Consider the following 15,508-nt stretch of genomic DNA (forward strand, 5'->3'; position numbering starts at 1 on the left):
CCTCTTTTTATTTCTTTATTTTCAATAGGATAAGTGACTTTTATTAAGTGCTTCCGTATGTCTGTTTTCTCAGACTCGCCCCTCCCACTGTCAGTAAATTTTACGGATTAGGTAATACGGACTAGCTAATGACAGCCTGTCACATTGAAAAATAAGGTTAATTGGGTTTTGGCACAACCAATGCGTGAGAAAGCGGTGATGTACCCAGACCTACTTACCCCAATTAGAAAAAAAGGAGTTGGTTATGACCTCAAGAATAAAACACGCCCTTACAGCGCTGTCTTTGAGCGTAGCCGCAGTCAGCGCACACGCAGTCACCATTAACGATGGTTACAACGGGGCAGGACTTTCATACAACGGCGACGTTTACGGTAACCCAGACATCTACCAAATTACTCATATGGAAGTGACTCACGACAGTGACAACCTCTATGTGTCTATCTTCACAAACTTCTTCGAAGGCGCTGATAGCCTAGGCCATAAATATGGCGACCTGTTCATCAGCGTCGACGGCTGGCACCCATTCGGCAATGCAGCAGATCGTTATAAAGACGACGATATCACCAATGGCGAGAAGTGGGAGTTTGCTCTAGACACATCAACGGGCGATCTCTACAGCCTGTCCATGGTCGATTATATGGATCAGCTAGTTAGCTCCGGAACCAGCAGCAGCGTTCGAAAAAATCAGGAAGTCTTAGTAAATACCTCCAAGGCGACCCTGGTAGGCGGAGAAACCTCAAGCGTAGACTTGAGTGGCGTCAGCAACACCGTCGGCACACTAGGAGTTATTTCGTACACACTGACTCTGGCGGATTTGGGTCTTGACCTCAGCGCACCTACTTCACTTGGCTTCCGTTGGTCGGCCACTTGCGCTAACGATATCATTGAAGGCGGATTGAGCGTTCCAGAACCAGGCACACTGGCGATGTTGGGATTGGGGCTTGTCAGCTTAAGCCTATCCCGTCGTAAAAAAGCCTGATTTTTGCAAACTCGTACTATAAGTCGATAAGAACAGGGTGACAGGTGTAAGGCGCAGCGGAGAGTGTAGAGTTTTTTTACACTCTTGTTACACCCCTCCCGACTACAACCGAACAGGGACGTTTTACTTACTCCGTGACAAACTCCGACACCAGCGCCAGCGTGTCGCTCTCTCTGCCGATGAAAATCGTCGCCTTCCACAGCATACGTCCGGTAATGCATACGGGCAGGTATCCTTCCCCTTGATATGATCCGTCCGCCATCCGCGTTAGTTTGGTCTGGTTAAGCCCCATGTACATATCGGCGCCCTCAAAGTCGACACGGACCCGTTCCGCCTCTATGCCGTGTAGTTGGAGACGAATCGGAAATGCGCGCGCGGGATGAATCGGCTCATCGCCAAATGAAAAGCTTACATTGCCTGCATCGACCGGAAGGCTACACTGACCTCGTTCAGGCGTGCATTCAGTGACTTTCAAATACTGGATATTCTTGAATTGGTCGATATCGAGAGCGCCTGAGCTGGGAAGCCATTGCCGCACCAGACCTAACGACGCCAGAAACAACACCAGGGCGAGCAATACTGCTCCCCTCACCCAATAACGCTTGAACTGCAACGTCAAAACCTCATTCGCGCTGAAGATGGGAAGGATATGGCCGCGCAGTGTGCCTTTCGGATCAGAAATTGTCCAGCGACAATTTGACGCATAACTCCGCGTTAACGCTACATTTTCTCAGTGTGCGCCCTGTGTTAGGCTTGGGCCCTGATTGAATCCCCTAATTAATAATCGCCCTAGCCCCGTAACCGCACCTGATATCTCTCAATGATGATGAAAAAAAGCCTGATCCAAGCCCTTATCGCCACCACCCTAATGTCCTCGCCAGTGCTTGTCTATGCGCAGAATGAAGGCGCGCAGGCGGTTGAAACCAGTAACGCCTGGATTCGTTTTACGCCGGGAACCATACCCATGGCGGGCTACTTCACGCTCAACAATTCGTCCGCCGAGACTATCACCATTATCAGCGCCGAGAGCGCGGACTTCGGGCATGTCATGATGCATCAGACCGTCAACGACAGCGGTCAAATGAGTATGCAGCACATGGGGGAAGGCCTTGCAGTGACGGCGGGAAGCCACATCTCATTCGCTCCCGGCGGTATGCATCTGATGTTGATGCAGCGTCAGCGTCCGCTGAATCCCGGCGACCATGTCAACGTCACCCTGAATCTTGCCGATGGCGGCGCGGTTTCCGTGGAGTTTGAGGTCAAACCTATTTCCTACGAAGGCCCCTGACACAACGCTCTTCTCCCGCCTTTCGCGCAAGCGTATGGGCGCATCCTTGTCTACACTGGAAAGGAATGCGAACAAGGGAGTTGGACATGCAGCGCCTCGCCATATGGGTTTTCGCCCTCGCTCTGCCCGGCTGTGCGGGACAGGGATACTCCAATGCACACGGCCCCCAAGTGGATGTAGCGGTGCATCCCGCCTGGTACGACGGCGAGCGCGTCTACTACATCACCACAGACGTCTCCGATCGGGATATGGCGGCGATGATGCAGGCCAATTATGCGCCCCGCTTGAAAGATGCGATTCCAGATTATCCCAAGCCACCACAGGTTCGTACTGTGCTGGAAAGGGTCTACCGGGTTCGTAATTTCGACCAGCCCAGCATATTTCCCTCCGCGCCAGAGCCGCCAGGTTCGAAAAGCGTCAACATTCAATACAGTCCTTTGTGGCTGATGTATGAGGTGGTTTGGAAAGCCGGCGTCGCGCCTGTAGAGCTTAAATCCGAGGAGCAGGTATTCGTAGCGGAGAGCCAGGGAAAGCTGGAGATTCATCGCACCGACATCGTGGTGAACTGCCCTGTGGTGCATTACGAAGGCGAACGCATCGATCGCTATGAGTGGTGATTGCTATTCCAGCATGCCTGCCTGTGACTTCAACGCATCCATTTCGAGGATCTGGATTTCACCATAGGACGTGGCGATAAGCCCTTTCTGCTCCAGCTCTTTCAATATCTGGTTAACCGTCTGCCTGGACACCCCCAGCATCATGCCCAGTTGCTCCTGCTGTATATGTATCGCCCGTCGCGCCTGTCCGCTGAAGTCGCCATAGCCCTCCGCCATCACCACCAATCTGCGCGCCAATCGCAGAGGCGCAGGCAACAGAGTGGCGTCTTCCACCGCGCGAAACGCCAAGCGCAGCTTAAAACAAAGCAGCACACCGAAGTCCCGCCAGAAATGCGGCTTCGCCGCCAGTAGCGTTTCCAGACCTTTTTGCGGCAAGTGCAACAAGGTTGTCGGGGTTTCCGCCAGGGCGCTGTGAGTGCGGTCCAGTCTGTCAAACAAGGCGATTTCTCCGAACCAGTTAGGGGGCTCCACAAACGCAAGAATCGCCTCCTTACCATTTTCGTTAACGCCAGTGACTCTCAACGATCCTTTCACCACGGCGTAAATACCTGCAGGCTTGTCACCGCGTCGAAACAGAAACTCCCCCGTTCGAAGCCCTTTAATTTGCGCCAGATTCAGCAGGTCTGTCTTTAAGTCTTCAGGAATAGCGCGAAACCAGGCTCCGCGGTTTAGCAGGTCGTAATACTCGTGGGTGGACAGCTTGTCAGGCATGGCGCAGCGCTTATTATTTTGGGTTGATGGCAATGAAATTTTGCGCGATTCAGGCTCAGATCTTACAAAACTTCGATATCAATTGCGCGCTTATCGTTGGAAAGACTGCTGCAAAGGGCGGGTATTCAGGAAAGGAAAGGGAACAAGTGAAAAAGACCGCGCCGCAGGAGGGTCCGGGCGGCGCGGCGTGAAGGCTGGATTATTCTCCGCCGAACACGGAGGTCCAGTAATGCGGATAACTGGCCGAGGACGTGCTCACTTTCTTCGCGCCCATTTCGGTGTACTCCGCTCCCATGATATTGGAACAATGACCCGGGCTCTTCAGCCACCCAGCCATAACCTGCTGTGTAGACTCATAACCCGCGGCGATGTTCTCGCCTACGCGCCAGGAGTTATAGCCTTCCGCACGAGTGCGATCGCCGACCTGCGAACCATCGGAACCGGTATGGCTGAAGAAGTTGTTGTTCACCATATCTTCAGTGTGCTTGGTCGCCGCGGCGCCCAGCTTACAGTTCCATACCAATGGCTCTGCGGCCGGGAAGTAGGCTGAACCACAGTTACGGCCCTCGCTACGCGCCTGGTTATGCGCTTCTAACAGGGCTTTTTGTGATTCGGTCAGCTCGCAATCGTCTGGATTAGTAGGATCTGTGGGATCAGTTGGGTCCGTCGGATCTGTAGGATCGGTCGGGTCCGTTGGATCTGTAGGATCGGTTGGTTCACCTGGCTCGTTAGGATCATTAGGGTCATTTGGATCTGTCGGAAATCCAGGATCGTCCGGATCGATTGGATCAGTTGGGTCGGTCGGATCAGTTGGATCGGTTGGATCGGTTGGATCTGATGGATCTGATGGATCTGTTGGATCAGTTGGATCAGTTGGATCAGTTGGATCAGTTGGATCAGTTGGATCAGTTGGATCAGTTGGATCAGTTGGATCAGTTGGATCAGTTGGATCAGTTGGATCAGTTGGATCAGTTGGATCAGTTGGATCGGTTGGATCAGTTGGATCAGTTGGATCAGTTGGGTCCGTTGGATCAGTTGGATCGGTTGGATCAGTTGGATCAGTTGGATCAGTTGGATCAGTTGGATCAGTTGGATCAGTTGGATCAGTTGGATCAGTTGGATCAGTTGGATCGGTTGGATCGGTTGGATCTGTCGAGTCATCGTCATAAGAGGCGGTCAACGTCACGCCGCTATAGCGCAAATAACCGTGCAGCATGATGTGATACACGCCAGGTCTCACGACCAAGTCGTCACAGACCTCTTCATTGCCATTTTTGTAGGGACGGCAATCGTATTCGGTTAGCGTCGGATCTTCTTCCGCTCTGACGTACAGATCGACATCTCCGCGACCGCCTTCGATCTTGACGGAGAGATGCTTGGCGCCTTCAGGCACTTCGATAGTGTAATAAACCTTGCTGTCGGAAACGCCGTTCAAATCCTCAATCGGCTTACCGTTGCCCAGCACGTTATCGTCGTCGCCATCGCCGTCATCGGGACCGTCTGGATCATCCGGATCGCCGGGATCTGGCGTGTCGCCGCCGACATAAGAGGTTACCCAGTCCTTGAAGCTGGGCACAGCCGTGTATACGCCGTATTTTCCTGGTCTTGCGCAACCATCGCCCCAGCTTACGATACCCAACTGACGGAACTCACCGGCCTGGTTAACAAACAAAGGACCGCCGGAGTCGCCCTGACAGGAGTCTTTCCCGCCCTGCTCCAGCCCCGCGCAAAGGCTATAGTCATAGATCGCGTCGTCGCCGTAGGCCATACGACACTCATCGAGAGACACGACCGGCACATCCACTTTCTGCAGGATATCCGGGGAGCCGCCATTTTCACGTAGCGCGCCCCAGCCGATAACTGTCACATCGCTGCCGGGCATTATGTCATTAGAGTCGCCCAGAGTAATGCGGGTGTACTTCTCATCCACTTTTTCCGACAGCTTCAGCAAGGCGATGTCGTTCTCCAGAGTCTGTTCATTAAACTCTGGGTGATTGATCACTTCCACCACTTGGATTTTCTGTGCGTCGCGCATGTCGTTCTGGTCGTGCAGACCGATGACGGCTTTGAAGCTTTCAGCAGAAATACCAGCGGTACAGTGCGCCGCAGTGAGCACATAATAATCATCTATTACCGACGCGCCGCACCACTGGCCGCCGTTGTATTGCAGATACACCATAAAGGGAAATTCGCCCTCGGCGGCGTCTTCACCGCCGACGATCTTGGGCGTCAAATTGCGATATACGCTTAGATCTTCCGGCGCGCTTGGGTTCGCGTAGCTCGCGCCGCTAAAGGTGAGGCCGGCAATCATCCCTGCCAGCAGGTTCTTTTGAAACGGTTTCATAGTTCTATCAGTTCATTGGCGATTGGTGTTAATAACATCAGGCAGCTTCTTCTAGATTATTCTGACAACTGCTACCTGCTTGATTCTGAACGCTAATTTCGGGACACAGAGACGCTCCCGCAACAGCAAACCAAATCGGCGCCCAGCCTGACCAAGCTAACACGCTCACAAAGTGGCCTACAATTCGGACAGATATGCTAGGAACCAGGGCCTACTCGCAGCGTTTGAGAGAATACCGCCAAGGCTAGAAACGACAGGGGGTTCAGCCAGGGTCGATACAAATGAGACTAGACTCTAATGCATCGAATAAGCGGCGAAATCCGATAAGAAAAAGGGATATGCAACTATGTGATTGTGTCTCGGGTTTTCGCCGATATGTCACTGATGAAAAAGAGAAAATTGCTCGTTACGAACAATTGCCAGGGGAATGTTTGTAAAGACGCCGCACTGATGGCGGCGTCTGGTATGGAAAGCGGATTATCCCTGTACGGAGTCCAAGCTGTTCAACACGGATTGCGGAGCTTTCCCCATCCGGGAGCGTTGCGGGAACTCGCCGACGGGAATGCGGGCGGCTTCCTGAGTGGTAGTGTAGTCAAACACGCCCACCGTGCCCTCCACGCTATTGGAAACGAAGCAGTAGGCGCCATCAGAGCTGGTCGTCGCCCAATACGGAAGATCATAGCCATCCATAATGCGATCAGTGGCGAGGGTTTCCGTGGAAATGATCGCAACATAGTTATCGATGGTTCCCGCCAGACAGAGTTTCTTGCCATCGCCGGACAGCGCCAGACCATGATGCGCCGAGTTCTTCGGGAAATCGTCATAATTGGGATAGTTGGCTTTGCCGAATTCGCTGGCGGGCAATTCCACCGTATGAGTAATAGCACCCTGCTCCAGATCCACTTTCACAAATCCACGCAGATAGGAAAGCTGGGCGTACAAGGTTTTCTCATCCGGCGTAAACACATTGGGACGCACTCCCTGGGGAAACTTGATGGTGCGCAACAACTGCAGGGATTCCGCATCGACAATGCGTAATGAGCGCTCGCCTTTCATAAAGTTCAAGGCGTGAGGCAGCAATACGTTGCCGATACTGGTGTTGTAGATGCGCTTACCGTCCGGGGAGAAATCGTTTTGATGAGGAAAGTCTCCCGTAGCGAATTCGCCTGTGCGTCTGCCGGTGACGGCGTCTATCAGAAAGGCTTTCTTGGATGTGGAATCGGAAACCACCAGCGTCCCGCCATCGGGAGAAAGCGCCGCATGATCCGCATGAAATCCCGGCACGGGATGCCGCCACAGCATGCGATGTCCCGGCGCGGTAAGATCAAATGCGGCCACGTCTCCCAGATAGCCCCGGGAGACATACAACACCGTCCCGTCCGGCGACAGAAAAACGTCGTCCACATTGCGTTCGCCGCCGTTTTCATTAATAAACGCATCGTACAGCAGCTTCAGAATGCCCATCTCGCTGATGCGTTCCTCCTTATCTTCCGTCACATTCACCGACCCCAGATTGAGAAAGGTGTATGGATCGATAAAGCTGACAGTCCCGCTTTGCGCATTCCCCACCAACAGCACATCCCTCATTTCCGGAGCAGCCGCTGACGCCTCCGCACTCGCTACGCCAGAAACGCCCAACGCCAGCGCGAGGGCCGTCACGCCTAACGCCAGTTTCCTGAATCGCCTCTTCAGGCCAAAACCGCGGATATTCCCCTTGGCGCTTACCGCCCTCATCAGACCCGTTTTATTCTTGCGCATCGTTTCAGCTCCTTGATCTTGCATGCTTTATTAGGTCTTTTCTGGTACGGCTCACTTCTCCAGCAATGATTTAAAAGAGCTCTTTCCCCTTCAGCGAAAACAACCGCCGCTGAATGAACAGGGTTCAAATAAGCTCAACCCGACTAACACTAACTGCACTCAACAGAGCGATACTGTCGCCTTTCCGACTTTTCTGTAGAGGGGTAAGGTTCAGAAGCGATTGACGCCTGATTGATGAAAACCCTCTGCCTACTCCGTAGAGGATGACTATTTGGGTAATCTGGTGTTTGACTATCAACTCTTGTTAATTCATATTATTTCCGGGATTTCAATCAACAGTGTCATCATGTATGCGAAGGGAAACGCTATGCTAACACGTCGAAAAATCACTCCACTTCTTGTTTCATCATTCATCCGCGTCAGTAGTAGTCCGTGACAGTGCATCTCGGCCATATTCGAATCCGACATTAGTATTCCAAATATCAAAGAACACAAAGCAACATCTACAAAACGATCAGCCGTATTAACGCTTTCTCTAAATAACCAAGATCATTATTCATAGAAAAGTTGTTTCTTTAGAGTTGCACAGAAGACGGAAATGTAATGAAGCTATCGTGCTCCTGGAAAATACGCCTGTAGACTGATCTAAGGAGGCGCCTCAACATAGATTGGACTGAATGGACAAAGGCATAACGCCGAAACCTTTGATTAACTTTATTCAGCTAATTATTTAAAAACATGAAAAATATAAAAATTTTAATAGCCGATGATCATCAAGTATTTCGGCAGGGGCTAATTTCTCTTATTAGTAATAACTCAGAAATAGAGATAGCGCATGATTGTGATAACGGCACAGAGGCATTGACCTTTATTGAGAACCTTAAACCAGACATTGCCATATTGGATATTTCCATGCCTGGGATGAATGGCCTTGAAGTTATGTCACATGTTTTGGCGGCAGGACTCAACACCCGAATTATTTTTCTCACTATGCATAAAGAAATCAAGATCATCGATCACGCGATGATTCAAGGAGCATCAGGTTATTTGCTTAAAGACGAAGCGTTTGAGCATCTTTTGAGCGCTATCGAGCTGGTTTCACAAGGCAAAATATACCTTTCTATAGAACAGAATAGCGAACTGGCCACTTATCGGTTAAACCGGTCCCATGAAGGCTTAACCACAAGAGAAACGGAGATAGTTCACTATATTTCCAATGGACTTTCTAATAAAGAAATTGCCAAAGAGTTACATATTTCACCAAGAACAGTCGACACGCACAGAACGCGACTAATGAGAAAGCTTGGGCTACACCGAGCTACTGATTTAGTGCGGTACGCTATTAAAGAAGGATTAGATATATAGAGTATCAAAAAGAGCAGCCTGATTCAGGCTGCTCTTTTTAAGGATCCTATTCGGACTCTGGCTCTAACTCCATGCCATTTACACTCCCAAGCCTAGATATATAAAAACAACCAGTGTTGCTACCCGCATCGTTTCCAGTATTTTGCATAACCCCAGTGAAATTATTTACACCTGTATTTTTAGCTGCATAGACCGTATTGTATGTGTTATTACTCTTATATTGAAAAATAAGAACATGATCAAGTTTAACTTTCTTCTCCAAATACCGGCCTGATCCACCCCCTGAAGTTGCGAACACGCCTTTACTTTCAGAGGCGTCGCTGGATTCTTCCGTAAACGTTAAAACTGACGCCTTATTAGTGCCATCGCACCCGTAATCATAAGCCAAGGTCCATTTTCCAGACATGTCCGCCATCGCGGATGAAGACAAAAAAGTCATAGCAATCATTGCAAATAATTTTTTCATAAGAAACTACTCCTTTAGCAGTTAAAGTGGCGATCTAACATTTAATTCACTCCCTTTAAAGCTACAAGTGCTTTTTGAATTAAATGGCCGACTTGAACTTTACCCTGTGAGTCAGACCTTGTATTTCGAGTGAATACTGTATTTAGTGTAAGGAAGACGCTCTAAGTATTAATCAGATACGTAGCTTCTTCGGAGTAACTATCACTTTATTTGGCCGCTTTTAAAGGCCCGCTGAGATAACGAATTGAGCCTGGTTTATAGAAGGCTGACATTTACGACTGGCGGATCACAATAATCGATAAATCATCCGCCAATGCCCCACTTTTATTCCGCGCCAAATCAGCGAACTGCGACGCCGTCGCGTTACTGGCGAAGTTCGCCAACTGTTTGATTTGCGCCAGCGAGGCGTAATTGAAAAAACCGTCGCTACCGACGACTAATACTCCCTGGAGAATCATCGGACCAAAGCCGATAGGAACCGCTTCGCCACATCCTAATAAAGGCTTGCGATGTTGCAGTTGCGTCAATTCATACACAAAGTCAGGGTGGAACAGCCAACATTGAGAGTCGCCGACACTGGCGCCAATCACCTCGCCGTTGGTGACTTTACCAATCACCGCCGTCGTCTCACCCAAGGGGGACGTAGCCGCAATTTCACGATCCCAACGCCGTAAATGACGCTCAAATTCATCTGGCGAATTCAATTCTTCTTCAAGCAGCCGAGTGAATGCGTTAGCCACATAGTCTGAAGCTTCTTTACCTCCAGCCAGGCCACCTGCCCCATCAGCGATGCAGAACCAGATGCAACCGTCTTTTTCCTGTACAAACAACGCATCCTCACCGTGTGAGGAATTGGCTTCAAGGTAGTGGGACAAGTCGAAGGGGGAGAATTCTTCCACGATGGCGTTATACTCGGGAATATGGTTGAATTTTATCGATTTTTCATAGTGATAGTATAATCGCCGCCTAACAGGCGTTTCTCTTAAAGCTTGGCAATATCACGAGAAGCACAGCCCGCTCCGTCACCTTTTTTGCCGGCGACTGTTTGACTGCCTGACTGGAAATGAACAGCCGTCATTCCACTAACTTATATGGACTAACTTATGAAACTGGATATTCAGGAATACGCCAATAAAAGCGTACTTTGCTGGCTGGCTACATCAAGTCTTGAGGGAGAACCCAATGTCTCGCCGAAAGAGATTTTCCTCGCCCTGAATCCCACGACATTATTAATCGCCAACATCGCCTCTCCCATCAGTGAACGCAATATCCGCGCTAATCCCAGAGTTTGCGTCAGCTATATCGATGTCTTTGAGCAAAGAGGCTGCAAAATAAAAGGCGATGCGCGGGTAATCGAGCCTGCAGCTCCAGAATGGAATGACTATCTGGACCAACTTAAAACATTGGCGGGAGATAACTTCCCCATCAAGAGTATCTTTGAGATCAGCATATCCAAGTCCACCAACATTCTCGCCCCAAGCTACCTGCTTTTTCCTGAGATAAACGTTAAACAGCAGGTTGAAAGCGCGATGAAGACTTATGGCGTCGAGATGAAGGCCGATTGAGTATCGGCTGTCGCCAGGAGAGCTTAACGGAGCGTTAGGCTCTATCACTCACAATTTCCCACTCCTTTTCAAAGCCCTGGACGGTCAAATAACCACTGATGATCGTCATCAGCCTTTCCACCCAAAATGGAACGTTAGCATCGTAGAGTTTTCCACTCTCACCATCAGCAATGGACTGGTCCAGCATCCACCAGAAGAACTCCGCCAGTTCAGTTGCCTGCTCCGGCGTCGCCACTGGTACAGCGTTTTGTGAAAGGCCTACGATAAAGGGGTCGCCAAATCGCAGAGCATAATGCGCCATGACATCCTGAGCGGCTTCATCCCGACCACTGAAATCTATCATTTCTCACCACTCAAAACCTGTAACGCTTTCGGCGACTCAATAGAGAAACGATCTTTTGCAATAAAGCCTCTGGCGCCGCAGTAATAAGTACGGCAGGCGCCGTCGACATCCTCGAACACCAAGGACTCATCTTCCAGATAAATGCGGAACACACATTGGCCCACATCCAGGTCACGATATTCGTATACGCCGCTTTTCGCCTGCAATGCTTCGCCTTCAACGTTACAACTGTGACCATTCGCATGATTGGATTCGTAGGCGAATTGCAGCACTCCGCCGTTATCGCTGCTGACTTCCAGATAGTCGGGAACCTGCGGCGCATCTACCTCGCCCACCAGTTGGCGCTCATATCTGGCGCGGAATAAACCCCGCATGCCGCCTAACTTGCCCAGCAGCTCAATGCGTCGCTCATAGGCGTTGCGCAGGCAGTCTGCGTCTACACACAGGTTGCGCGCCTCTTTCAACCACAATGTCTGGCTGAATTTTATCTCTTTACCGAACTGAGACTCTCTGGCCTGCTTGTATGCAGCAGCCAGCTGTTCATCCAGGTTAGACAGGTTTTCGTCTTCGCATATCAGCGTTTCAACGCTGGACGACGCTTGAGCGCAATCAAAACTGGCCGCGGCGCATATCGCGCCGTTAAAAAGCAGGAATGCCGCGCTGACGGAGACAAGCCCGTATCTGCGCAGCCTAGAAATCAATTTCATGTAAGCTGAATTTACCTTTATCCAAATCTTCAAAAAACCGCATCAATCCATATTTTACGGTATAGAAGCCAACCTCATCCCAAGGCAGATCATCTTTATTAAACAATTGCGTCCCGGAGGTCTCAGGACCATGAGGGCCGGTATCCTTCAACTCCGCCAGATACAGCATATACACCTGATTGGCGTGCGGCAGATTGGCCACCAGAAACAGATCTTGCATCGCCACGATAGCGCCGGATTCCTCCATGGTCTCCCGCTTCGCCGCGTCCCGAGTGCTTTCACCATTCTCCATAAATCCCGCCGGCACGGTCCACATCCCTAACCGCGGCTCAATGGCCCGCTTGCATAACAGCACTTTGTCGCCCTGATACACCAGACAGCCCGTTACGACTTTGGGATTTTGATAATGAACATATCCGCACTGATCGCAGATATGACGGGAATGACTATCGCCGGCGGGTGTGGCCAGACTGACCGAACCTCCACATTGACTGCAGTACTTAATATCCACTGAACTACACCTCTTGAAATGATTATTAAGTCACTTGAGACTGATCAATCCGCACCCAAAAATCAATCATCAGGACAACGTCGTCTCCGATTTACCCTGGCGGACGGCATTGTAGCGAGTGGAGGTCCGGCAAGCCCGTAGTTTAAATATATGAGTTTTGGTGATTTGATTACGTAGTTTGATTGCTTAATGGGTCGCGTCATTTGAGGCGAGTCACCGCAGTAGATTCATGCGGCGCCTGCACCCTCGGCGTCAACGAACTTAGATAACGTCCCTTCTCATACGCAACCAGTAGAGTCCATAAACGCCATAGACACATGCGACGCCTATCAGAGGCACAAGAAGTACTTTCGGATTTGAAAAATCAGTTTGGACCCATTTAGTAACGATGGGAATTGCGAGCACGGCAAATACGGAAATGCCTAATATGTGCACAGACACTGGCGGCCGGGAGTTTTTAAAATACTTCATTCTGCGCAGTAAACTACCGGCGCTAATGGCGAACATTCCCCAAAATACGAATATCAGCCCTAAATAAAACGCTTCTCTGGTGCTGTTAAGTCCAAAAACCGCCCCCGCTAATCCCAATACACTTATGACAACAAAAAATACCGCTAAATACATGTGCTACCGACCAACGTTCCCTTATCTCTGTTTTAAATTCAGCCGTAGCGTTTCCAGTTCAATACTTCACCGCGCCAAGCTGCTATGGGGGCGGCATTGTAGCGATTAGCGGTTTCATAATCCCGTTGTTTATAAGAATTCCTGGGACCTAATTACGGTCGTCGATTTCTCGCCATTGTTGGTAGATATCATCCGGCCACAGGCTTTGGAAATAGGCGACCAACGCCAGTTTCTGCTCCTGATTGAACTTGTCGCCAAAGGCCGGCATTACGCCTCCTACCGGCGCACCGCCATTTTCGATCGTCGCTAACAGCGTTTCCATGGGATGGTGCCACGCATGCGCTGTTCCGTTCAGCGGTGGGGGCGGATAATGTCCATTGGCGTCCGGCTTCTTCCAATTCTCCGCCAGCCCTTGGGCGCGACGCCCATGACACACCCCACAATTGGCTTCAAATAAGGTTTTTCCTGTTTCAGCCTGAGCTTTTGTGTACCAACGGCCGGTGTCTGTTTGGGGTTGCGTGCAAGCCGATAATATCAGCGTTAAGCCCAGTCCTATCGCCATAGCGAACCGACGGTATGCCGCTCGACACTGCACTACTTTCATGTTTAAGGTCATAACTCCAATACCCTCTTGAGCCGCTCTGCAACTTCTCGCGAAGGCGTGCGAATATTTCCAGAGCTATTGATGTTATTTAAGTGGTAATTCGCGTGCGCCATAACATGATGGTTAATGTAGTGCAGGAAACTGTCATACCTATATTCGACTTCCTTTGCGCCGGGATACCAAAATACTATTCGATACTCCTGTATCGCCTCGTTCCAATCGCTTGTATCAATACAGTCACAACATCGATCATGACCATGATTAATCACTATATACGGCTTTGGTTTGGCGGCCCGCCATTTATCGCCATGAGCCCTTCTGCGCAACCTGCGAAATATCCTGTTTACTCTGATGATATGGTAGTGGTTGTAGTAGTCTTCCCCCAGGCTGGCGAAGAAACTGCCAAATTTAGCCGATAGCATTGCGAAATCTATCAGTCCTTGGGGCAACGAAAATCCAAAGTGTTCATTGACCCGGTTAATGCTGTCCAGGGTTGGCTTTTCTTGGTGACAGACATATCCGCTCACCATATCATTAACTTCGGCCAGCTTTTCCAGGCTATACATCATTTTCGCATCGAATAACCCCGCAAGGCGGAGATATAAGCCGTCTTGTCGAAGTAGAAAGGGCTGGTTCTTTTCATCCAGTTATTCTGACTGAAGCCTTGCTTCCAGTTTGATTCCCATCCAATGTCGCTCCATTTTATCCGGCCACCCAGGTCTTCAACCTTTACCGTTACTGCGCCGCAACCCAAGTCCGCACAACAACCGCACAAATAGAGGGGAACGCGTCCTGAGGCCAGACATGAAGGCATTCTCAGTAGTAGCTGCTTCGCATAATCACGGTCAACTTCAATAGCGCTGAAGTCGTCATTTATTCCGAGATGTTTCGCCAATCTGATATTGCCAATCTTGTAGTCAGCAAAGGATCTGGCCTTGTCTCTAGAACTTGGGGCGCTATATATTTCCAGTGTGTGCATGATATGTATGACGTTACAGCTTGCTTAAAAACAGGTGCTTTCAGCTTATCATTTTTCGCCGCACGAGACTCGACTACCAAGCGTTAAGCCACGCATCCCTGCGCAGCTTCTGGCGAAGTTATCGCGACAGGGATTATTTCACCGTCACGTCGCCGTGCATGCCCGCTTCATAGTGGCCGGGTAAGTTGCAGGCCATTTCGAAGGTTCCGGCGCTGGCGAAGGTCCAGACGATTTCGCGGCTTTCGCCGGGTTCCAGGGAGACGGAGGAGCCATCGTCGTGTTTCATGTCCGGCATGGTGCGCATCATTTCGCCGTGGGCGCGGTGTTCTTCTTCCGTACCCAAAGAGAATTCATGACGCACCTGGCCGGCGTTGGTAATCACCAGTTTCACGGTTTCTCCCGCTTTGACTTCGATCGCCCCCGGCTCGAATTTCATGGCGTCAGTGGCCTTTATTTCAATGGTGCGGCTTACTTTGGCGGCGTCGCCAGGGGCGCCGGCCGGGGAGGCTTTCGACTCGTGATGGTGGGAATGGCCATGGCCGCCGGAAGCAGCGACTGTCACACTGGCGCTCATAAACAGCGTGCCGATCATCCAGTTTTTTAATAACATCTTTTTCTCTTCTTGCTTCGTTTTACTTAAGGATTTG

18 protein-coding genes are annotated in these 15,508 nt (G+C 50.4%); 5 read left to right on the forward strand and 13 right to left on the reverse strand.

All coding sequences use genetic code 11. The features are described from left to right. Positions 1-244: 244 nt before the first annotated feature. A complete protein-coding gene (locus ACQYWX_RS17110) occupies positions 245-979 on the forward strand; it encodes a PEP-CTERM sorting domain-containing protein (protein WP_216740443.1) in 735 nt (244 codons plus the stop codon). Positions 980-1,106: 127 nt separating this feature from the next. Here ACQYWX_RS17110 and ACQYWX_RS17115 read toward each other — a convergent pair whose 3' ends face one another. Further along, positions 1,107-1,592: a hypothetical protein gene (locus ACQYWX_RS17115; RefSeq protein ID WP_431685691.1), complete on the reverse strand. Its 486-nt coding sequence runs from the start codon at positions 1,590-1,592 to the stop codon at positions 1,107-1,109. A gap of 207 nt (positions 1,593-1,799) precedes the next feature. On the opposite strand from ACQYWX_RS17115, the gene ACQYWX_RS17120 reads away from it, so the two are divergent. Continuing rightward, positions 1,800-2,267 carry a copper chaperone PCu(A)C gene (locus ACQYWX_RS17120; protein ID WP_216740445.1) on the forward strand — a complete coding sequence of 156 codons (468 nt, stop codon included), beginning with the start codon at positions 1,800-1,802 and terminating at the stop codon, positions 2,265-2,267. Between the two features lie 86 nt (positions 2,268-2,353). Continuing rightward, positions 2,354-2,884 carry a DUF7482 domain-containing protein gene (locus tag ACQYWX_RS17125; RefSeq protein ID WP_431685692.1) on the forward strand — a complete coding sequence of 177 codons (531 nt, stop codon included), beginning with the start codon at positions 2,354-2,356 and terminating at the stop codon, positions 2,882-2,884. Between the two features lie 3 nt (positions 2,885-2,887). Here the strand turns inward: ACQYWX_RS17125 and ACQYWX_RS17130 are convergent, their stop codons facing one another. The 3 genes from ACQYWX_RS17130 to ACQYWX_RS17140 form a co-directional block, all read right to left on the reverse strand. Continuing rightward, positions 2,888-3,595 (reverse strand): Crp/Fnr family transcriptional regulator, encoded by a 708-nt coding sequence (locus tag ACQYWX_RS17130; protein WP_431685693.1) that lies wholly within the window; start codon positions 3,593-3,595, stop codon positions 2,888-2,890. Between the two features lie 199 nt (positions 3,596-3,794). Then, a complete protein-coding gene (locus ACQYWX_RS17135; protein ID WP_431685694.1) occupies positions 3,795-5,939 on the reverse strand; it encodes a trypsin-like serine protease in 2,145 nt (714 codons plus the stop codon). 477 nt (positions 5,940-6,416) lie between these two features. Continuing rightward, positions 6,417-7,697 (reverse strand): hypothetical protein, encoded by a 1,281-nt coding sequence (locus ACQYWX_RS17140; RefSeq protein ID WP_431685695.1) that lies wholly within the window; start codon positions 7,695-7,697, stop codon positions 6,417-6,419. 738 nt (positions 7,698-8,435) lie between these two features. Between ACQYWX_RS17140 and ACQYWX_RS17145 the strand changes: the two genes are divergently transcribed. Beyond that, positions 8,436-9,062: a response regulator gene (locus ACQYWX_RS17145; protein WP_431685696.1), complete on the forward strand. Its 627-nt coding sequence runs from the start codon at positions 8,436-8,438 to the stop codon at positions 9,060-9,062. Between the two features lie 46 nt (positions 9,063-9,108). Here the strand turns inward: ACQYWX_RS17145 and ACQYWX_RS17150 are convergent, their stop codons facing one another. After that, complete coding sequence (locus ACQYWX_RS17150; protein ID WP_431685697.1) at positions 9,109-9,528, reverse strand: hypothetical protein; 420 nt, start codon at positions 9,526-9,528, stop codon at positions 9,109-9,111. 272 nt (positions 9,529-9,800) lie between these two features. Further along, a complete protein-coding gene (locus ACQYWX_RS17155) occupies positions 9,801-10,427 on the reverse strand; it encodes a protein phosphatase 2C domain-containing protein (protein WP_431685698.1) in 627 nt (208 codons plus the stop codon). A gap of 204 nt (positions 10,428-10,631) precedes the next feature. Between ACQYWX_RS17155 and ACQYWX_RS17160 the strand changes: the two genes are divergently transcribed. Further along, positions 10,632-11,093 (forward strand): pyridoxamine 5'-phosphate oxidase family protein, encoded by a 462-nt coding sequence (locus ACQYWX_RS17160; RefSeq protein WP_431685699.1) that lies wholly within the window; start codon positions 10,632-10,634, stop codon positions 11,091-11,093. Positions 11,094-11,127: 34 nt separating this feature from the next. Here the strand turns inward: ACQYWX_RS17160 and ACQYWX_RS17165 are convergent, their stop codons facing one another. From ACQYWX_RS17165 to ACQYWX_RS17195, 7 genes are all read right to left on the reverse strand, one after another. Beyond that, positions 11,128-11,436 carry a hypothetical protein gene (locus ACQYWX_RS17165; RefSeq protein ID WP_431685700.1) on the reverse strand — a complete coding sequence of 103 codons (309 nt, stop codon included), beginning with the start codon at positions 11,434-11,436 and terminating at the stop codon, positions 11,128-11,130. Next, on the reverse strand, positions 11,433-12,143 hold the full coding sequence (locus ACQYWX_RS17170) for a lysozyme inhibitor LprI family protein (protein WP_216739208.1): 711 nt from the start codon (positions 12,141-12,143) through the stop codon (positions 11,433-11,435). The genes ACQYWX_RS17165 and ACQYWX_RS17170 overlap by 4 nt, the downstream gene beginning before the upstream one ends. Continuing rightward, positions 12,127-12,648: an NUDIX hydrolase gene (locus ACQYWX_RS17175; RefSeq protein WP_216739282.1), complete on the reverse strand. Its 522-nt coding sequence runs from the start codon at positions 12,646-12,648 to the stop codon at positions 12,127-12,129. Before ACQYWX_RS17175 ends, ACQYWX_RS17170 begins: the two co-directional genes overlap by 17 nt. Positions 12,649-13,426: 778 nt before the next feature. Further along, positions 13,427-13,894: a c-type cytochrome gene (locus ACQYWX_RS17180; protein WP_216739209.1), complete on the reverse strand. Its 468-nt coding sequence runs from the start codon at positions 13,892-13,894 to the stop codon at positions 13,427-13,429. After that, positions 13,891-14,451 carry an SMI1/KNR4 family protein gene (locus ACQYWX_RS17185; RefSeq protein WP_431685701.1) on the reverse strand — a complete coding sequence of 187 codons (561 nt, stop codon included), beginning with the start codon at positions 14,449-14,451 and terminating at the stop codon, positions 13,891-13,893. The genes ACQYWX_RS17180 and ACQYWX_RS17185 overlap by 4 nt, the downstream gene beginning before the upstream one ends. Further along, the gene (locus ACQYWX_RS17190) at positions 14,448-14,861 is read right to left on the reverse strand and encodes a hypothetical protein (protein WP_431685702.1); all 414 of its coding nucleotides are present in this window, start codon (positions 14,859-14,861) and stop codon (positions 14,448-14,450) included. Before ACQYWX_RS17190 ends, ACQYWX_RS17185 begins: the two co-directional genes overlap by 4 nt. A 133-nt stretch (positions 14,862-14,994) precedes the next feature. Then, positions 14,995-15,471, reverse strand: a complete 477-nt coding sequence (locus tag ACQYWX_RS17195) for a cupredoxin domain-containing protein (RefSeq protein ID WP_431685703.1) — start codon at positions 15,469-15,471, stop codon at positions 14,995-14,997. Positions 15,472-15,508: the final 37 nt, after the last annotated feature.

Source organism: Hahella sp. NBU794, assembly GCF_050749805.1.
Taxonomy (GTDB): domain Bacteria; phylum Pseudomonadota; class Gammaproteobacteria; order Pseudomonadales; family Oleiphilaceae; genus Hahella.

What these genes read in the sequence shown, in the direction of transcription:
- ACQYWX_RS17110 (WP_216740443.1), top strand. Translation starts at nt 245, where the DNA reads ATGACCTCAAGAATAAAACACGCCCTTACAGCGCTGTCTTTGAGCGTA.
- ACQYWX_RS17120 (WP_216740445.1), top strand. Translation starts at nt 1,800, where the DNA reads ATGATGATGAAAAAAAGCCTGATCCAAGCCCTTATCGCCACCACCCTA.
- ACQYWX_RS17125 (WP_431685692.1), top strand. Translation starts at nt 2,354, where the DNA reads ATGCAGCGCCTCGCCATATGGGTTTTCGCCCTCGCTCTGCCCGGCTGT.
- ACQYWX_RS17130 (WP_431685693.1), bottom strand. Translation starts at nt 3,595, where the DNA reads ATGCCTGACAAGCTGTCCACCCACGAGTATTACGACCTGCTAAACCGC.
- ACQYWX_RS17135 (WP_431685694.1), bottom strand. Translation starts at nt 5,939, where the DNA reads ATGAAACCGTTTCAAAAGAACCTGCTGGCAGGGATGATTGCCGGCCTC.
- ACQYWX_RS17140 (WP_431685695.1), bottom strand. Translation starts at nt 7,697, where the DNA reads ATGCGCAAGAATAAAACGGGTCTGATGAGGGCGGTAAGCGCCAAGGGG.
- ACQYWX_RS17145 (WP_431685696.1), top strand. Translation starts at nt 8,436, where the DNA reads ATGAAAAATATAAAAATTTTAATAGCCGATGATCATCAAGTATTTCGG.
- ACQYWX_RS17150 (WP_431685697.1), bottom strand. Translation starts at nt 9,528, where the DNA reads ATGAAAAAATTATTTGCAATGATTGCTATGACTTTTTTGTCTTCATCC.
- ACQYWX_RS17160 (WP_431685699.1), top strand. Translation starts at nt 10,632, where the DNA reads ATGAAACTGGATATTCAGGAATACGCCAATAAAAGCGTACTTTGCTGG.
- ACQYWX_RS17165 (WP_431685700.1), bottom strand. Translation starts at nt 11,436, where the DNA reads ATGATAGATTTCAGTGGTCGGGATGAAGCCGCTCAGGATGTCATGGCG.
- ACQYWX_RS17170 (WP_216739208.1), bottom strand. Translation starts at nt 12,143, where the DNA reads ATGAAATTGATTTCTAGGCTGCGCAGATACGGGCTTGTCTCCGTCAGC.
- ACQYWX_RS17180 (WP_216739209.1), bottom strand. Translation starts at nt 13,894, where the DNA reads ATGACCTTAAACATGAAAGTAGTGCAGTGTCGAGCGGCATACCGTCGG.
- ACQYWX_RS17185 (WP_431685701.1), bottom strand. Translation starts at nt 14,451, where the DNA reads ATGATGTATAGCCTGGAAAAGCTGGCCGAAGTTAATGATATGGTGAGC.
- ACQYWX_RS17190 (WP_431685702.1), bottom strand. Translation starts at nt 14,861, where the DNA reads ATGCACACACTGGAAATATATAGCGCCCCAAGTTCTAGAGACAAGGCC.
- ACQYWX_RS17195 (WP_431685703.1), bottom strand. Translation starts at nt 15,471, where the DNA reads ATGTTATTAAAAAACTGGATGATCGGCACGCTGTTTATGAGCGCCAGT.